This window comes from Puniceibacterium sp. IMCC21224 (assembly GCF_001038505.1).
In the GTDB taxonomy this organism is placed as follows: Bacteria; Pseudomonadota; Alphaproteobacteria; order Rhodobacterales; family Rhodobacteraceae; genus Puniceibacterium.
Map to the genome: position 1 here is coordinate 254,275 of NZ_LDPY01000001.1, position 16,221 is coordinate 270,495.

The 16,221-nt window shown below is 57.0% G+C and carries 14 protein-coding genes; 9 read left to right on the top strand and 5 right to left on the bottom strand.

Going from position 1 to position 16,221, the window contains the following annotated elements; translation table 11 throughout:
* From mnmG to IMCC21224_RS01200, 4 genes are read left to right on the top strand one after another with little or no spacing between them, the layout of a single operon-like run.
* Positions 1–1,869, top strand: a complete 1,869-nt coding sequence (gene mnmG / locus IMCC21224_RS01185; RefSeq protein ID WP_047993786.1) for a tRNA uridine-5-carboxymethylaminomethyl(34) synthesis enzyme MnmG — start codon at positions 1–3, stop codon at positions 1,867–1,869.
* Complete coding sequence (gene rsmG / locus IMCC21224_RS01190; RefSeq protein WP_047993787.1) at positions 1,866–2,489, top strand: 16S rRNA (guanine(527)-N(7))-methyltransferase RsmG; 624 nt, start codon at positions 1,866–1,868, stop codon at positions 2,487–2,489. Before mnmG ends, rsmG begins: the two co-directional genes overlap by 4 nt.
* Complete coding sequence (locus IMCC21224_RS01195) at positions 2,482–3,291, top strand: ParA family protein (protein WP_047993788.1); 810 nt, start codon at positions 2,482–2,484, stop codon at positions 3,289–3,291. Before rsmG ends, IMCC21224_RS01195 begins: the two co-directional genes overlap by 8 nt.
* A 13-nt stretch (positions 3,292–3,304) precedes the next feature.
* Positions 3,305–4,207 carry a ParB/RepB/Spo0J family partition protein gene (locus IMCC21224_RS01200; protein ID WP_047993789.1) on the top strand — a complete coding sequence of 301 codons (903 nt, stop codon included), beginning with the start codon at positions 3,305–3,307 and terminating at the stop codon, positions 4,205–4,207.
* Positions 4,208–4,210: 3 nt separating this feature from the next.
* On the opposite strand, the gene hemW is transcribed toward IMCC21224_RS01200, so the two are convergent.
* The 3 genes from hemW to rph are packed head-to-tail and all read right to left on the bottom strand — an operon-like array spanning position 4,211 to position 6,697.
* Positions 4,211–5,365, bottom strand: coding sequence for a radical SAM family heme chaperone HemW (gene hemW, locus IMCC21224_RS01205; protein WP_047996773.1), 1,155 nt, complete (start codon positions 5,363–5,365; stop codon positions 4,211–4,213).
* 10 nt (positions 5,366–5,375) lie between these two features.
* Positions 5,376–5,987 carry an RdgB/HAM1 family non-canonical purine NTP pyrophosphatase gene (rdgB, locus tag IMCC21224_RS01210; protein WP_047993790.1) on the bottom strand — a complete coding sequence of 204 codons (612 nt, stop codon included), beginning with the start codon at positions 5,985–5,987 and terminating at the stop codon, positions 5,376–5,378.
* On the bottom strand, positions 5,984–6,697 hold the full coding sequence (rph, locus tag IMCC21224_RS01215) for a ribonuclease PH (RefSeq protein WP_047993791.1): 714 nt from the start codon (positions 6,695–6,697) through the stop codon (positions 5,984–5,986). Before rph ends, rdgB begins: the two co-directional genes overlap by 4 nt.
* A 155-nt stretch (positions 6,698–6,852) precedes the next feature.
* On the opposite strand from rph, the gene hrcA reads away from it, so the two are divergent.
* Both hrcA and IMCC21224_RS01225 read left to right on the top strand, forming a co-directional pair.
* Positions 6,853–7,917, top strand: coding sequence for a heat-inducible transcriptional repressor HrcA (gene hrcA, locus IMCC21224_RS01220; protein ID WP_047996774.1), 1,065 nt, complete (start codon positions 6,853–6,855; stop codon positions 7,915–7,917).
* A gap of 9 nt (positions 7,918–7,926) precedes the next feature.
* Entirely contained in the window at positions 7,927–8,490 is a 564-nt protein-coding gene (locus IMCC21224_RS01225) for a nucleotide exchange factor GrpE (protein ID WP_047993792.1), read from the top strand.
* Between the two features lie 48 nt (positions 8,491–8,538).
* Here IMCC21224_RS01225 and mutS read toward each other — a convergent pair whose 3' ends face one another.
* On the bottom strand, positions 8,539–11,187 hold the full coding sequence (mutS, locus tag IMCC21224_RS01230) for a DNA mismatch repair protein MutS (RefSeq protein ID WP_231581992.1): 2,649 nt from the start codon (positions 11,185–11,187) through the stop codon (positions 8,539–8,541).
* Positions 11,188–11,316: 129 nt separating this feature from the next.
* On the opposite strand from mutS, the gene IMCC21224_RS01235 reads away from it, so the two are divergent.
* Positions 11,317–13,572 carry an NADP-dependent malic enzyme gene (locus tag IMCC21224_RS01235; RefSeq protein WP_047993794.1) on the top strand — a complete coding sequence of 752 codons (2,256 nt, stop codon included), beginning with the start codon at positions 11,317–11,319 and terminating at the stop codon, positions 13,570–13,572.
* A gap of 59 nt (positions 13,573–13,631) precedes the next feature.
* Positions 13,632–14,504 (top strand): ribokinase, encoded by an 873-nt coding sequence (locus IMCC21224_RS01240; RefSeq protein ID WP_047993795.1) that lies wholly within the window; start codon positions 13,632–13,634, stop codon positions 14,502–14,504.
* Between the two features lie 2 nt (positions 14,505–14,506).
* Here IMCC21224_RS01240 and msrA read toward each other — a convergent pair whose 3' ends face one another.
* Complete coding sequence (gene msrA, locus IMCC21224_RS01245) at positions 14,507–15,160, bottom strand: peptide-methionine (S)-S-oxide reductase MsrA (protein ID WP_047993796.1); 654 nt, start codon at positions 15,158–15,160, stop codon at positions 14,507–14,509.
* A gap of 144 nt (positions 15,161–15,304) precedes the next feature.
* On the opposite strand from msrA, the gene IMCC21224_RS01250 reads away from it, so the two are divergent.
* The gene (locus IMCC21224_RS01250; protein WP_047993797.1) at positions 15,305–16,021 is read left to right on the top strand and encodes a sulfotransferase family protein; all 717 of its coding nucleotides are present in this window, start codon (positions 15,305–15,307) and stop codon (positions 16,019–16,021) included.
* Positions 16,022–16,221: the final 200 nt, after the last annotated feature.

Here is a 16,221-nt window from a genome sequence, read left to right on the forward strand (position 1 = left end):
GTGAAACATCTGGACTTTGATGTCGTCGTTATCGGTGGTGGGCACGCTGGCGCCGAAGCCGCTCATGCCTCTGCTCGGATGGGCGCACGCACAGCCTTAGTGTCCCTGAAAATTTCAGGCATAGGCGTGATGTCCTGTAATCCGGCAATTGGCGGCCTTGGTAAAGGTCATTTAGTGCGCGAAATTGACGCCCTTGATGGCGTTATGTCGCGCGTCGCAGATCAAGCAGGCATTCAGTTCCGCCTGCTGAACCGTCGCAAGGGTCCGGCTGTTCAAGGGCCTCGGGCGCAGGCTGATCGGTCAATCTACCGTAAAAAAATGCTCGCACTTTTGACGATCATGCCCAACCTGGAAATTATCGAAGGTGAGGTGGTTGATCTTTCGATGACATCTGGCGCTGTTACGGGGGTAACTCTTGCGGATGGTTCGACGATCTCTAGCCGTGCTGTTATTCTTACCACAGGCACTTTCTTACGTGGCGTTATACACATCGGAGATGAATCAAAGCCGGGCGGTCGTATGGGCGATCGTCCTTCAGTGCGCCTTGCTGAACGTCTTGATGGGCTTGATCTTAATCGTGGACGTCTAAAAACCGGAACGCCGCCCCGCTTGAATGGTCGTACGATCGCGTGGAGTGAACTCGAACATCAGCCGGGGGATAGAGATCCGGTGATGTTTTCGTTTTTGAACACGCGGCCATTTGTTCGGCAGGTCACCTGTGGCATCACACACACAAACCCTACAACGCACGATATTATCAGGAAAAACCTCGGGCGTTCTGCGATGTATGGCGGTCGGATTGAGGGTGTTGGCCCCCGGTACTGTCCTTCGATAGAAGATAAGATTGTGCGGTTCGCTGATAAATCGTCCCACCAAATCTTTTTGGAGCCCGAGGGATTAGACGACGATACTGTATACCCCAATGGGATATCGACTTCGCTTCCTGTCGACGTGCAGGAGGAATATGTACGGTCGATCAAGGGTTTGGAATCCGTCGAGATCCTGCAACCTGGATACGCCATCGAATATGATTACATTGACCCCAGATCTTTGGACCTTGCTCTTGCAGTGAAAGGAACGACTGGACTATACTTGGCCGGCCAGATTAATGGCACTACTGGGTATGAAGAAGCGGCAGCGCAAGGGCTTGTTGCGGGGTTAAATGCAGCAAAACTCGCGTGTGGTAGTGAGCCGATCCATTTTAGCCGAGCTGATAGCTATATCGGTGTTATGATTGATGATCTTACATCTCGTGGGGTGACTGAGCCATATCGCATGTTTACATCACGAGCAGAGTTCCGACTTTCATTGCGCGCAGACAATGCCGATCAAAGGTTAACCGAAAAGGGTATTAACTGGGGCTGCGTTTCTGAAACACGCAAGGCCAATTATCTTGCTAAGGCAGAGTCACTTGAGTCTGGTCGAGCACTTCTACAATCGCGCAGTTTTACTCCGCGGGATTTAGATGCCATGGGGGTTAAGGTTAGCCGGGACGGTGCGCGTAGAAATGGGTTTCAGCTGTTGTCTTATCCGGATTTGGGATTTGATGTTCTTTTGGCGCAAGCGCCGGAGCTTACTGCTATCGCGCCAGAGATCCGGCTTCAGCTAGCTACAGACGCACTTTACGCTAATTATGTTGGTCGTCAGCAGCGGGATATAGATGCAGTACGCAAAGACGAAGCGCTTGAAGTGCCTGCGGATTTTGACTTTGAAGCGATTGACGGGTTATCCAGTGAATTGAAACTTAAGCTTTCCAGGGGCAGGCCTGCAAATCTTGCTCAGGCTTCACAAATTGATGGAATGACACCAGCAGCGCTTACTTTGATCCTCGCGTGGCTTCGCCAGGCGGCCCGCAAGAAATCCGCATGACACAAAGCTTTAGGCACGAAGTTCTCCAGGATGTTTCACGTGAAACAATGGAGCAACTAGATGTATATGCTGAGGTTTTAAAAAAATGGAACCGACGCATCAATCTGGTTTCTCCAGCCTCAATGGAGCATCTATGGACACGTCATATCGCGGATTCTGTCCAGATCTATGATCTGGCTCCATCAGATTTCACCCATTGGGCAGACCTAGGTAGTGGGGGCGGGTTTCCCGGACTGGTAGTCGCTATCTTAGCACAGTCAAGGAACCCAACTGCAAAGATCACTTTGGTCGAGAGCGATGCCCGTAAGGCGGCATTTTTGCGAGCTGTCTTACGCGAAACAGGAGCACTGGCAGCGGTGGTAAATGATCGGATTGAGCGTCTTCCTCCTCTGAATGCATCAGTCATTTCTGCTCGGGCACTCAGCGACCTGTCAGATCTTCTCGCCTTTGCGGATCTTCACATGGCTCAGGGGGGGGCCGCGCTATTCCCTAAGGGCGAGCGCTGGAAAAAAGAGTTAGCGCCAGCACGAGACAGATGGTCATTTTCCCTAGAATCGCATACAAGCAAAACTGACCCGTTCGCCGTAATCCTGCAAATCGGAGCGCTAACCCATGTCTGATCTGTCCAGGCCTGTCGGCCCTAAAATCATTGCTATCGCCAATCAGAAGGGTGGAGTGGGAAAAACCACTACAACCATCAACCTCGGGGCGGCACTTGCCGAGCAAGGCCTCAAAGTGCTTGTTGTCGATCTTGATCCTCAGGGAAACGCTTCGACGGGACTTGGTGTCGACCCAGATGATCGCGTTTATACCACCTATGAACTGTTGCTGGATGAGGTGGATCTTAAAGACGTTATTCAGATCACAGCCACGTCCAATCTGTCGCTGATCCCCGCAACGGTTGATCTTAGCTCTGCTGATATCGAATTGATCTCAAACGAAAAGCGCAGTTTCTTGCTGCACGATGCGCTACGGCAGCCAGCGATCGACGCGTTTGAATATGATTTCATTCTTATCGACTGTCCTCCGTCACTAAATCTGCTCACCGTAAATGCAATGGTGGCAGCCCATTCAATCCTCGTGCCTTTGCAGAGCGAGTTTTTTGCCCTCGAAGGCCTGTCGCAGCTAATGCTAACCATTCGCGAGGTTCGGCAAACAGCCAATCCAAATCTTCGGATCGAAGGTGTGGTTCTGACAATGTACGACGCCAGGAACAATCTGTCGCAACAGGTCGAAGCAGACGCCCGCGCCAATCTGGGCGAGCTGGTGTTTGCGTCTGTCATTCCGCGAAATGTTCGCGTCAGTGAGGCGCCATCGTTTGCTCAGCCCGTTTTGGCCTACGATACAACTTCCAAAGGCGCGAGGGCATATCGCGCCCTGGCTTTGGAACTACTCAAGAAAAATGCAAAACTTGCAGCCTGAAGAGGAATTCCCGATGGTGGAAAAACGTGATACCCGCCGCGGCCTTGGGCGCGGCCTCTCGGCGCTGATGGCTGATGTTGAGCCGCATCTCGATACGACGGCTCAAGAAAATGACCGCGCGGATCGAGCAATCCCGGTTGAAAAGATTTTTCCGAACCCGGATCAGCCGCGCCGCACCTTCACGCCGGATCAGCTCGAAGAGCTCGCCAACTCAATCCGCGCTAAGGGAGTCATCCAGCCGCTGATTGTACGGCCCCGTCCCAACTGTGATGGGGAATACGAAATTGTTGCAGGTGAACGGCGCTGGCGTGCGGCGCAAATGGCGCAGCTGCATGAACTACCTGTGCTGATCCGGGATTTCGATGATACCGAAGTTCTCGAAGTTGCAATCATCGAAAACATTCAACGCGCCGACCTGAATCCGATCGAAGAAGCAGCCGGCTATCGCCAGCTGATGGACAAGTTTGGCCATACCCAGGAGAAAATGGCGGAGGCTTTGGGAAAATCCCGGAGCCATATCGCCAATCTTCTGCGATTGCTCAATCTGCCTGACGATGTTCAGATATTGGTGACGAACGGCGATCTCAGCGCCGGCCATGCCCGGGCCCTGATCACGGCGACGAACCCATCGTCGCTGGCATCAGACGTGGTCAAGAAGGGACTTTCGGTTCGGGCAACTGAAAAGCTGGTCAAGTCGCGCGACTCGGACGCCCCAAAACGCAGGCGACCCGAAGGCAGCAATGGGATCGAAAAAGACGCAGATACCAAGGCGCTCGAAGGAGACCTGTCTGCTGCGCTCAGCATGGGCGTGACGATAGAACATCTTCCTGGAAAAGAATCCGGTCGTCTAACGATCAGCTATGAGACGCTAGAACAGCTCGACGCGCTTTGCATGATCCTTAGCGCATCGCGCTAGATTTCAATCGGGTATCAGTTCCGCAACAACCGAATTCAGCACCAGCCGCCCACGGGCGGTGGTGCCCATGCGTCCATCGCGTCGCCAGATCAATCCAAGGGCCTCAAGACGGGAAACTATTTCGGTGTCCAAGGCATCTGGTAGGATCGCGTCTAGACGTACCAAATCAAGGCCAGCGGAAATACGTAGCCCCATCATAAGGTATTCGGATACCATATCTCGGGGCGATACATGCTCGGTCGACATTTCTCCGGATCCAGCCTCGGCAGTCGCCAACCACTTTCCAGGCGATGACCAAGCTATTGTCGCTTGTTTCAATCCTCCCAAAGTCAGACGGCCGTGCGCTCCTGGGCCGACACCGGCGTAATCTCCATACTGCCAGTAGATCAGATTGTGTCGCGATTCGGCCCCGGCGCGGGCGTGGTTTGACACCTCATAGGCCGACATTCCCGCTGCATCGCATAGATCCTGGGTCATTTCGTACAGGTCAGCGCCTAGGTCTTCGTCAGGCAAACCTTTCAACCCACCTCGGGCATATCGATCACCAAAGGCGGTTCCGCCCTCAATCGTCAATTGGTACAGCGACAGATGATCGACAGCCATTGCCAACGCTTCGGTCAATTCTGCCCGCCAGGCGTCGCGCGTCTGATCCTGTCGCGCATAGATCAGATCAAAGCTCACTCGATCAAACACACTCCGTGCGACATCAAACGCCTGTCGCGCCTCGGCGACGTCATGCAGACGACCCAACCGGCGAAGATCCGGATCGTTCAATGCCTGAACGCCCATCGACACACGATTCACGCCGGCATCTGAGTAGCCGCGAAAGCGACCAGCCTCGACTGAGCGTGGATTGGCTTCCAAGGTGATTTCGACATCGTTGGCAAGCGGCCAGGTTCGTCGCACAGTTTCAAGGATGGCGTAAACTGTTTCCGGCAGCATGAGGCTGGGTGTTCCGCCGCCAAAAAAGACTGAGTTCAATACCCGACCTTTTGTCAGTTTTCCGACACGCTCGATTTCGGAACACAAGGCCCGCGCCCAACGAACCTGGTCGATCCCGGACGTTACATGTGAATTGAAATCGCAATAGGGACATTTGGCCTCGCAAAACGGCCAATGGACGTACAGGCCAAAGCCGCCGTGCTGCCAGTCCTGAATCGTACGGGCGCTAGGCAAAGCAACCCTCGACAAGTTTGCTAAAGGCGTCCGCACGATGCGAGATACGATTTTTCTCAAATCGGTCCATCTCGCCAAATGTTATGTCGTATCCTTGCGGCTGAAACATCGGATCATATCCATGACCCTGATCCCCACGCATGGGCCAAACCAACTGACCTTTCATCACTCCGGGAAATACCTCGTCATGCCCATCAGGCCAGGCCAGAACCAGTGTACAGCAGAACTGGGCTAACCTTGGGGCAGGGGCCGCCTTGGCCTGAAGCAGATCGTGAACCTTGGTCATTGCCATCACGAAGTCCCGCCCAGATCCGGTTTCAGCCCAATCCGCTGTATACACGCCGGGCTCACCGTTCAGTGCATCAATAGCGATGCCACTATCGTCGGACAAGGCGGGCAGGCCGGTCGCCTGTGCTGCGGCATGGGCCTTGATCCGGGCATTCTCGGCAAAGGTGGTGCCGGTTTCGTTGGGTTCGGGCAGCCCCATTGCGGCTGCCCCCACCACTGCGACATCAAACGGCTGCAGCAGATCGGCAATTTCTACCAGTTTCCCGGCATTATGCGTTGCCACCAGCAATCGATTGCCGTCAAAGCGCCGTGTCATGCGACGGCTTTCAACTGTGCTTCGACCAGCTGAGCGACGCCGGCTTCTGCCAGATCCATCAATTGACCCATCTGCGCGCGGGAAAAAGTGGACCCCTCGGCCGACATTTGTACTTCGATCAATTGGCCGTCAGCCCGCAGGATGAAATTGCCGTCGACTCCGGCTTCGCTGTCCTCGGGATAATCCAGATCCAGCACGGGCTGGCCTGCGTAGATCCCGCAACTAACTGCCGCGACAGGCGAGATCAGCGGATCGCTCACAATCATGCGCGCCTTGATCAGTTTGTTGACAGCAAGTTTTAGCGCAACCCAGCCGCCCGTGATCGACGCACACCGGGTGCCACCGTCAGCCTGAATGACGTCGCAGTCTACCGTTATCTGTCTCTCACCCAGCGCAACGCGGTCGACTCCGGCACGCAGGCTGCGGCCGATCAGGCGCTGAATCTCGACTGTGCGTCCGCCCTGTTTTCCGGTCGTCGCTTCGCGCCGCATCCGGCTGGTGGTCGACCGAGGCAACATGCCGTATTCCGCTGTGACCCAGCCCAGGCCCGATCCCTTGATGAACGGCGGCACGCGGTCTTCGATTGTAGCGGTGCACAGCACGTGGGTGTCACCCATCCGGATCATGCAGGACCCCTCTGCATGTTTTGTCACACCGGTTTCGATTGAAACGGCGCGCATTTCGCTTAACACTCGTCCAGACGGTCGCATGGTTTTGTTCCTTATTCCTGACATCGCCGGGATAGGGCCCGCACTCTGACAACGCAACCCTGCCCGTATGTGCATGGCCACGACCAACCGGCCTGCCAACGGCGATTGACCTTTGAACTTCAGCGCCTTTAATGACCCCCGCAATGGGAAATATCATGACTGACGGACGGAAAATATTTGACCAAATGAATGACCGCTCGCGCGAGGTATTTCGCCGTGTGGTAGAAGGCTATCTTGATAGCGGGGGGCCAGTCGGCTCCCGCACCCTTACGCGGACTTTGAACGAAAAGGTATCAGCGGCGACGATCAGGAACGTGATGCAGGATCTTGAATATCTTGGATTGCTCGACAGTCCGCATGTCAGTGCGGGACGTATCCCGACGCAGCTTGGCCTGCGGATGTTCGTCGATGGTTTGCTCGAAGTCCGGGATCTTGATGTTCAGGATCGGGAAAAGATCGATGCAACAATGGAAGGCAAGTCCGACAATGTTGGCGGCTTGCTTGATCGCATCGGCTCGGCCCTGTCGGGGGTAACACAAGGCGCGTCGCTTGTTCTGACCCCAAAACACGAGGCGCCAATCCGTCACATCGAATTTGTCAGCCTTGGCCACGACCGTGCGCTGGTAGTTCTGGTGTTCGCAGATGGGCATGTCGAAAATCGTGTTTTCACGCCGCCGCCAGGTCAGACCCCGTCGTCGATGCGTGAGGCCGCGAATTTTCTGAATGCTCTGATCGAAGGTAAAACCCTGTCCGAGACGCGTACCGTCATGGCGCAGGAGATCGCAAACCGACGGCAGGAAATTGACAGCCTGGCCCATGATCTGGTGGAATCCGGGCTTGCCGCTTGGGACAAGGACAGCAATCAATCCGACCGCTTAATCGTTCGCGGTCGCGCCAATCTGCTGGGTGAAAACGGTCAGGCGGACCAGCTCGACCGTATCCGCAGCCTGTTTGACGATCTTGAACGCAAACGTGATATCGCGGATTTCCTGGAATTGACGGAAGATGGCGAGGGTGTGCGCATTTTTATCGGCTCAGAGAACAAACTTTTCTCACTTTCGGGTTCCTCTCTGGTGGTCTCTCCATATATGAACGCGGATCGTAAGATAATTGGTGCAGTTGGAGTCATCGGACCCACGCGCCTGAACTATGGACGTATTGTGCCGATTGTGGATTACACGGCACAGCTGGTCGGCAAGCTGATCTCCGACCGCAGCTAGAGGTGACGAATGGCAGACCCAAGAAAAGATGACTTCCTGGATGATGTGGACGATGCCACAGCCGAGGAATACGCGGCAGATTTTGCCGAAATCGACGATGTCGAGGCCGAGATGGACGCCCTTCGGGCTGAACGCGATGAACTGAAGGACCGGTTCATGCGCGCCCTCGCCGATGCCGAAAACTCGCGCAAGCGGGCGGACAAGGATCGTCGCGAAGCCGAGAATTATGGCGGTTCCAAGCTCGCCCGCGATCTGTTGCCGGTGTATGATAACATGCAGCGCGCATTGGCTGCCGCGACCGAAGAGCAGAAACAAGTTTCCGCCGCCCTTCTTGAAGGGGTGGAACTGACGCTGCGCGAGCTGACCAACGTGTTCAAAAAGCACGGCATCCAGCCGATTTCGCCCGCCGTGGGAGATCGGTTTGATCCACAGCAGCATCAGGCCATGTTCGAGGCACCTTTGCCCGGCACCAAGGCCGGCGATATCATCCAAGTGTCGGCCGAAGGCTTTATGCTTTATGATCGTCTGCTGCGCCCGGCGCAGGTCGGTGTCAGCTCGATGCCCGCGAGCTAAGGCATCGCGGTTCCACGTGAAACACAGGTAGGGCGGGGTTTCCCCGCCTTATTTTTTGGCCAGCGCCTTTAATTCATACAGGGCCTGCAACGCTTCGCGCGGCGACATCTCATCTGGGTGCAGTGCCTCAATCCGTGTCTCTAGTTCGGATGGAGCGAGGTCGGGTTTCTGCCTTGGTGTCGGGGTCTTGGCTGCGATCGAAAATAGCGGCAGATCGTCGATCAACGCTTTTGGGGATGGTTTTTCGCGTTCCCCCTTTTCAAGCGCATTCAACACGCTGCGGGCGCGTGCAATCACAGCGGCCGGCAATCCGGCCAGTTGCGCCACTTGCACACCATAGCTGCGATCAGCGGCACCGGCGCGGACCTCGTGCAGAAAGATGACTTCGCCCTCGAATTCCTTGACCGTGACGGTGGCATTGCTGACACCGGGCAATTTACCGGCAAGCGCGGTCAACTCGTGGTAATGCGTTGCAAACAGTCCCCGCACCCGGTTCACCGCCTGCAAGTGTTCTAGCGTGGCCCAGGCGATGCTGAGCCCGTCATAGGTTGCGGTGCCGCGCCCGATCTCATCCAGAATGACCAGCGCCCGATCATCGGCCTGATTTAGGATTGCCGCCGTTTCAACCATTTCAACCATGAAAGTGGACCGTCCCCGCGCCAGATCATCCGACGCGCCGACACGGCTGAAAATCTGACTGACCAGCCCGATGTGCGCCGACGACGCCGGAACATAGGCACCGATCTGCGCCAGCAACGCGATTAGTGCGTTCTGCCGCAAATAGGTCGATTTACCAGCCATGTTCGGCCCGGTCAGCAATTGCACCGCCGCAACGTCATCTTCGGGAGACAGCTCACAGTCATTGGCGATAAATGCCGCGCCGCCCTGAGATTTGAGAGCACGTTCCACCACGGGATGCCGCCCACCGATTATTTCGAATGCACGGCTGGCGTCGACGCGCGGACGACACCAGTTCAGATCGCTCGCCAGATCCGCCAAACCGCTGGCCAGATCAAATTCGGCCAGCGCGAGAGCAGTTAGAGAAATCTCGGCAGCGCGATCCAGAACAGCATCTTTGAGACTATCAAAGAGCCGCTTTTCAATCTCGATCGCCTGGCCGCCGGCGTTTAGAATCCGGGTTTCCAGCTCGGATAATTCCACCGTGGTAAACCGCACCTGATTGGCAGTTGTTTGTCGGTGAATGAACCGTTCCGATAGTGGCGGCGCCAGCATCTTTTCCGCGTGGGTCGCTGTCGTTTCGATGAAATAGCCCAGAACGTTGTTGTGCTTGATCTTCAGTGACGAAACACTAGTTTCTGCTGCGTATTCGCCCTGCATTCGAGCAATGACACCGCGCCCCTCGTCTCGGAGGGTGCGCGCATCGTCAAGCGCCGGATCATAGCCTTGGTTGATAAATCCGCCGTCTCGTGCCAGCAACGGCGGTTCGGCAATCAGCGCATCCCCCAGCAACGCGATCAGCGACGTGTGACCATTTAGCGATGCGCGTGCGTCGGTTAAATGCTGCGGCAGGTCCAGCGAGGCTAACCGTTGCGCGATCGCTTCAGCTTGTTCCAGCGCATTGCGTACAGCTGCCAAATCCCGTGGTCCGCCGCGATCCAGTCCCAGCCGCGATAACGCCCGGTCTAGGTCGGGCACATGTTTCAGTGCATCTCGCAGGAACAGAGCCGCATCCGGGATCTCAAGGCACCAGGTAACGGCCTGCTGCCGGGCTGTGATGATGGCCAGTTCACGCGACGGGGACGTCACCCGCCGTTCCAGAAGCCGAGCGCCACCTGCCGTGACGGTCCGGTCGATCACCGACAACAGCGATCCGGCCCGGCCGCCGTTTAATCCATGGGTCAATTCCAGATTGCGCCGGGTTGCGGCGTCGATCTGCATCAAGCGCGACACTTGATCCTGGCGGGGGGGTTGCAACAGCGGCAGCTTGCCCTTTTGCGTAATGTCGAGATAGTCGACCAGCGCGCCCATGGCGGCCACCTCGGTACGGGAGAACCGTCCGAACGCCTCAAGCGACTGAACGCCAAACAGGGCGCACATCCGAGCGTCAGCCCCTGTCGAGTCAAAGGATGCCCGGCCAAGCACCGTGGGAACGACGCCAAGATCGCTCAGCACCTCGCGCAGGGTGTCCGCAACCGAGTCCGACACCAACACTTCGGAAGGCGCCAGTCGCGCCAGTTCGGCCCCGATCCGGGCCTGTCCCAGCGACATCACGTGAAACACGCCGGTCGAGATATCGCACCAGGATAGCGCCCATTCGTCTCTGACTTGGCCCAAAGCTGCCAGATAGTTGTGCCTGCGGGCTTCTAACAGGCTCTCTTCGGTCAGCGTTCCGGGCGTGACCAGCCGCACAACATCGCGATGAACCACCGATTTTGCGCCGCGTTTTTTTGCCTCGGCCGGAGTCTCCATCTGTTCGCAGACAGCGACGCGGAACCCCTTGCGAATCAGCGTGAGCAAATACCCTTCGGCGGCATGAACGGGGACGCCGCACATCGGGATATCGTCGCCGTCGTGTTTGCCCCGTTTGGTCAGCGCAATGTCCAACGACGCCGAGGCAGCGACGGCGTCATCGAAAAACATCTCGTAGAAATCGCCCATCCGGTAGAACAGCAATGCGTCCGGATACTGCGCCTTGAGATCAAGATATTGCGCCATCATTGGCGTGACTGCGTTCATTTTAACCCCCTGAAGGCTGCGCCAGACCTTACAAATCCCACCCGTTGCATGAAAGCCCAAACCGACCACAGTTGAGGTGTTGCCGCCCCTGCGCTAATACCACTGAGCTGCCAGGGGAGAACGCCGCACATGTCCAGACAAAAATATACCCGCGAAGAGGCTCTGGCCTTTCACCTCGACCCGACGCCGGGCAAATGGGAAGTGCAGGCCACTGTCCCCATGACGACGCAGCGGGACCTGTCGCTGGCGTATTCGCCGGGGGTTGCGGTGCCATGTCTGGAAATCGCCGAAAACCCCGAACTAGCCTATGATTACACCAACAAGGGTAACCTTGTTGCGGTGATTTCCAACGGCACTGCGGTGCTGGGATTAGGCAATCTGGGCGCGTTGGGGTCGAAACCGGTGATGGAGGGCAAGTCTGTTCTGTTCAAACGCTTTGCCGATGTGAACTCGATCGACATCGAACTGGATACTGAGGACCCGGACGAATTCTGCCGTGCCGTGCGCCTGATGGGGCCGACATTCGGCGGTATCAACCTTGAGGATATTAAGGCGCCGGAATGTTTCATCATCGAGCAGCGTCTCAAGGAAGAAATGGATATCCCGGTCTTTCACGACGACCAGCACGGCACTGCCGTGATTTGTGCTGCGGGTCTGATCAACGCGCTACATCTGTCGGGTAAAAAGATTGGTGAGGTCAAGATTGTCCTGAATGGCGCTGGTGCGGCGGGCATCGCCTGTCTGGAACTGCTCAAGTCGATGGGCGCGACGCATGACAATTGCATTATGTGCGACACCAAAGGCGTCATTTGGCAGGGCCGGACTGAGGGGATGAACCAGTGGAAATCGGCGCACGCGGCCCGGACAGATGCCCGTACACTCGAAGAGGCAATGCAGGATGCTGACGTCTTTCTGGGTGTGTCAGCCAAAGGTGCCGTGACGCAAAAGATGGTGTTGTCGATGGCGCCGAACCCGGTGATTTTTGCGATGGCCAACCCCGATCCTGAGATCACGCCAGAAGAGGCGCATGCCGTGCGCGAAGATGCCATCGTTGCCACCGGGCGCAGCGATTATCCCAATCAAGTAAACAATGTTCTTGGATTTCCATATTTGTTTCGTGGCGCGCTGGATATTCACGCGCGTGCTATCAACGACGATATGAAAATTGCGTGTGCCGAGGCGCTAGCGGCTTTGGCGCGCGAGGATGTGCCGGATGAGGTTGCGCTGGCCTATGGCAAGACGCTGAGCTTTGGTCGCGACTACATCATTCCAACCCCATTTGATCCCCGGCTGATCCATCGCATTCCGACGGCCGTGGCGCGGGCCGGCATGGATACCGGCGTCGCCCGCCGCCCGATCATCGACATGGAGGCCTATGAGCTTTCGCTCAAGTCGCGAATGGATCCGACCGCCAGCATTCTGCGTGGCATTAACACGCGTGCCCGCGCGGCGCAGGCCCGGATGATCTTTGCCGAAGGTGATGACCCCCGCGTGCTGCGCGCTGCTGTGATGTATCAGCGTTCGGGTCTGGGGCAGGCGCTTATCGTTGGTCGCGCTCCGGACGTGAAGGCCAAGCTTGAGGCCGCTGGTATGGGCGATGCGGTCAGTGAGATTGAGGTGGTGAATGCCGCCAACACGCCGCATCTCGATACCTACAAGGCGTTTCTTTATGAACGGCTGCAACGCAAGGGTTTCGACCGGACGGATATTCACCGGCTTGCTTCGCGGGACCGGCATGTCTTTGCGGCACTGATGCTGGCGCATGGTCACGGTGATGGATTGATCACCGGTGTGACGCGAAAGTCGGCGCATGTGATGGAACTGATCAACCACGTCTTTGATGCTGATGCCGAACACGGTGCAGCGGGCGTGACGGCGTTGCTGCAGAAGGGCCGTATCGTGCTGATCGCAGATACCTTGGTCCATGAATGGCCGGACGAGAATGATCTGGCGGACATCGCCGAACACGCGGCCGGCGTTGCCCGGCATCTTGGGCTGGAGCCGCGTGTGGCCTTTGTCTCGTTTTCGACATTCGGCTACCCGGTATCAGAGCGGGCGGAAAAGATGCACAAGGGCGCTCGCGTCCTGGATGAACGAGGCGCCGATTTTGAATACGAGGGCGAGATGACGGTGGATGTCGCGCTCAACGTCAAGGCGCAAGAGGCCTATCCGTTCCAGCGACTTACCGGACCGGCCAACATATTGGTGGTGCCGGCGCGGCACTCTGCCTCGATCTCGGTCAAGCTGATGCAGGAAATGGGAGGGGCGACAGTGATCGGGCCTATTCTGGCCGGTGTCGGTCATTCGATTCAGATCTGCTCGACCAACGCCACGGCGAGTGACATTCTGAATATGGCAGTGTTGGCAGCGTGCAAGGTGGGATGACGGCGCCTGTGGCTGGGGGCGTATTTGCGTATTTTTAAAGAGAAGAAGCAGGAGGTGTCGTGACGGTATTCAACCTTGGTTCGATCAATGCGGATCTGGTTTATCAGGTGCCGCGCCTTCCTGGGCCAGGTGAAACATTGGCCTCGACCGGGGCTTCGCGTGGGCTGGGTGGCAAGGGCGCAAATATGTCGGTGGCTTTGGCGCGAGCGGGTTGCCATGTCGTGCATATCGGCGCGGTCGGTGTGGATGGTGCCTGGGCGGTTGAGCGGCTGTTGGAGTATGGCGTGGATACACGGTTCATTTCGACGGTCGATGCCCCGACCGGGCACGCGTATATTATGGTGGATGACGATGGAGAGAATGCGATCGTTCTATTCCCCGGAGCAAATCTAGAGCTTTCGGGTGATGACATTAATCGCGCGCTAGCGGGGGCGATCTCTGGCGACAACTTTCTAATGCAGAACGAAACCAACGCCCAAGCTGAGTCGGCGACGAGGGCGTCGGCGCTTGGGATGCGGATTGTCTATGCGGCGGCACCTTTTGACGCGTCGGCCGTGATGGCGGTGCTGCCGCTACTGGATATACTGGTGCTGAACGCGGTTGAGGCGGCACAGCTGGAAGAAGCCATCGGACATAATATCGAAGCACTGCCGGTGCGTGACATCGTGGTGACGCTGGGGGCTGACGGGTGTCGCTGGATCAACACCGACACCGGTGTCATGCTGGATTTCCCGGCGATTCCGGTCACGCCGGTGGACACGACCGGGGCCGGCGATACGTTTACCGGCTATCTGTTGGCTGGCCTGGATCGCGGGATGCCGATGCAGCAGGCCATTGGGCTGGCGAGCCGCGCCGCGGCGATCATGGTGACACGCCGGGGGGCGGCTGATGTGATTCCAGATCTGAAGGATATTCACAACGCGCGGCTTTAGCGTTATCCGTGTACAAACGGCGCGGCATCGCCCCAAAGCGCCTTGATCCTGGCGTCGCGGCCGCAGCCCTCGCGGTAGCGTTTGTATGCGTCCGACTGTTTTATTGCTCCAAAGCGGGTCAGGACGCGGTTGCTGCCTTTGTAATAATCCTGATGGTAATCTTCGGCGTTATAGAACGGTAAGGTAGGCAGAATCGGCGTGACTATCTTTTGCCCCAGAGTTTTCTGTGCATCGGTCTTGGCTTTTTCCGCAGCGGTCTTTTGCGCAGGATTCGTGACGAAGATTGCGGTGCGGTAGCTTGCGCCCCGATCACAAAACTGGCCACCGGCATCGGTGGGATCGACCGAGCGAAAGAACATGGCATAAAGCTGGTCAAGATTGACCTTGCGCGGATCGTAGTCGATTTTTACTGCTTCGTAATGCCCGGTGCCGCCCTTGCCGACCTGCTTGTAGGTCGGATTTGCAGTTGTCCCGCCAGTATAGCCGGACACTGCCTCGCGTACACCCGGCACGCTTTCGAAGTCGGATTCAACGCACCAAAAGCAGCCGCCGGCCACGATGATTTCTTCTGCCTGGGCGCGGTCGGGTTGGATGGCCAGCCCGACAAAGGCGAGCAAACCCAGAAGGGCCGGTTTGAACATGTTGGTACGATGCATGATAATTCTCCTCTGGCTGCACGGTGCCTGCCGGGGTGTTGCAATGCAAATGTTGACAGCGCGGGTCACGCCATGTTGAGCAGGCGTGACCGAACACGTTTCAGGGAGACAGTTGATGACATTTAGCCCCGAGGGAGCCGAATAATGCGGATCGCCATGTGGTCCGGGCCGCGCAACCTGTCGACTGCGATGATGTACGCTTTTGGCAATCGCGCCGATTTTCATGTGGTGGACGAACCCTTTTACGGACCTTATTTGCGGCGCAGCGGGTTGAACCATCCAATGCGCGAAGAGATCCTAACCAGTCGCCCGGAGAGTGCCAAGCAAGTGGCCGAAGCCCTGCGGGGACCAGTTCCGGGCGCCAAGCCGCACAGCTATCAAAAGCATATGACGCAGCATATGTTACCCGGTATTGCGCGTGACTGGATGGCACAGGTGGTTAACGTGTTCCTTATCCGTCATCCGGCCCGGGTTGTCGCCAGTTTTGGCGCCAAATATCAGGCGGTCACGCTCGACGATATTGGGTTCGTTCAGCAGGCGGCGCTGTATGATGAGATACGGGCGATGGGGCAGGATCCGGTGATCATCGACAGCGCGGATATCCGTCGCGCGCCCGAAGAGATGCTGCGCAAGCTGTGCGCGGCCATCAATCTGCCCTTTGATCCAGCGATGTTATCCTGGCCCGCTGGCGGACATGCCGCCGACGGTGTCTGGGCGCCGATCTGGTATGGCGCCGTTCATCGTTCGACCAGTTTTGCTGAGGTCGAGGGACCGCTACCGCTTTTGTCAGGGGCGGCTGCAGAGATCGTCGATGCTGCCCTCGTGCCATATGAACGGCTCGCATCCCGTCGGCTAAAATAATTCTCCTGTGTGAAACTCTTTTACAAGGATCTGCGTGGATAATCGGGACGGCCGGGGCCGCGACGCTTTTGCCAATAATCCTTGGGCGTGTTGTCCAAGTGTAATCAGTATTCCTGAAGGCATGTTGCCCGAGCATAACGAGTGCCCCGTGATTGTGTCAGACAGTCACGGGGAACAGTTTTACAGATCTGTTTGGCTGG

Bases quoted from the DNA above. Each gene is read 5' to 3' on its own strand.
- rsmG (WP_047993787.1), top strand. From the start codon at position 1,866: ATGACACAAAGCTTTAGGCACGAAGTTCTCCAGGATGTTTCACGTGAA.
- IMCC21224_RS01195 (WP_047993788.1), top strand. From the start codon at position 2,482: ATGTCTGATCTGTCCAGGCCTGTCGGCCCTAAAATCATTGCTATCGCC.
- IMCC21224_RS01200 (WP_047993789.1), top strand. From the start codon at position 3,305: ATGGTGGAAAAACGTGATACCCGCCGCGGCCTTGGGCGCGGCCTCTCG.
- rdgB (WP_047993790.1), bottom strand. From the start codon at position 5,987: ATGACACGGCGCTTTGACGGCAATCGATTGCTGGTGGCAACGCATAAT.
- rph (WP_047993791.1), bottom strand. From the start codon at position 6,697: ATGCGACCGTCTGGACGAGTGTTAAGCGAAATGCGCGCCGTTTCAATC.
- hrcA (WP_047996774.1), top strand. From the start codon at position 6,853: ATGACTGACGGACGGAAAATATTTGACCAAATGAATGACCGCTCGCGC.
- IMCC21224_RS01225 (WP_047993792.1), top strand. From the start codon at position 7,927: ATGGCAGACCCAAGAAAAGATGACTTCCTGGATGATGTGGACGATGCC.
- mutS (WP_231581992.1), bottom strand. From the start codon at position 11,187: ATGAACGCAGTCACGCCAATGATGGCGCAATATCTTGATCTCAAGGCG.
- IMCC21224_RS01235 (WP_047993794.1), top strand. From the start codon at position 11,317: ATGTCCAGACAAAAATATACCCGCGAAGAGGCTCTGGCCTTTCACCTC.
- msrA (WP_047993796.1), bottom strand. From the start codon at position 15,160: ATGCATCGTACCAACATGTTCAAACCGGCCCTTCTGGGTTTGCTCGCC.
- IMCC21224_RS01250 (WP_047993797.1), top strand. From the start codon at position 15,305: ATGCGGATCGCCATGTGGTCCGGGCCGCGCAACCTGTCGACTGCGATG.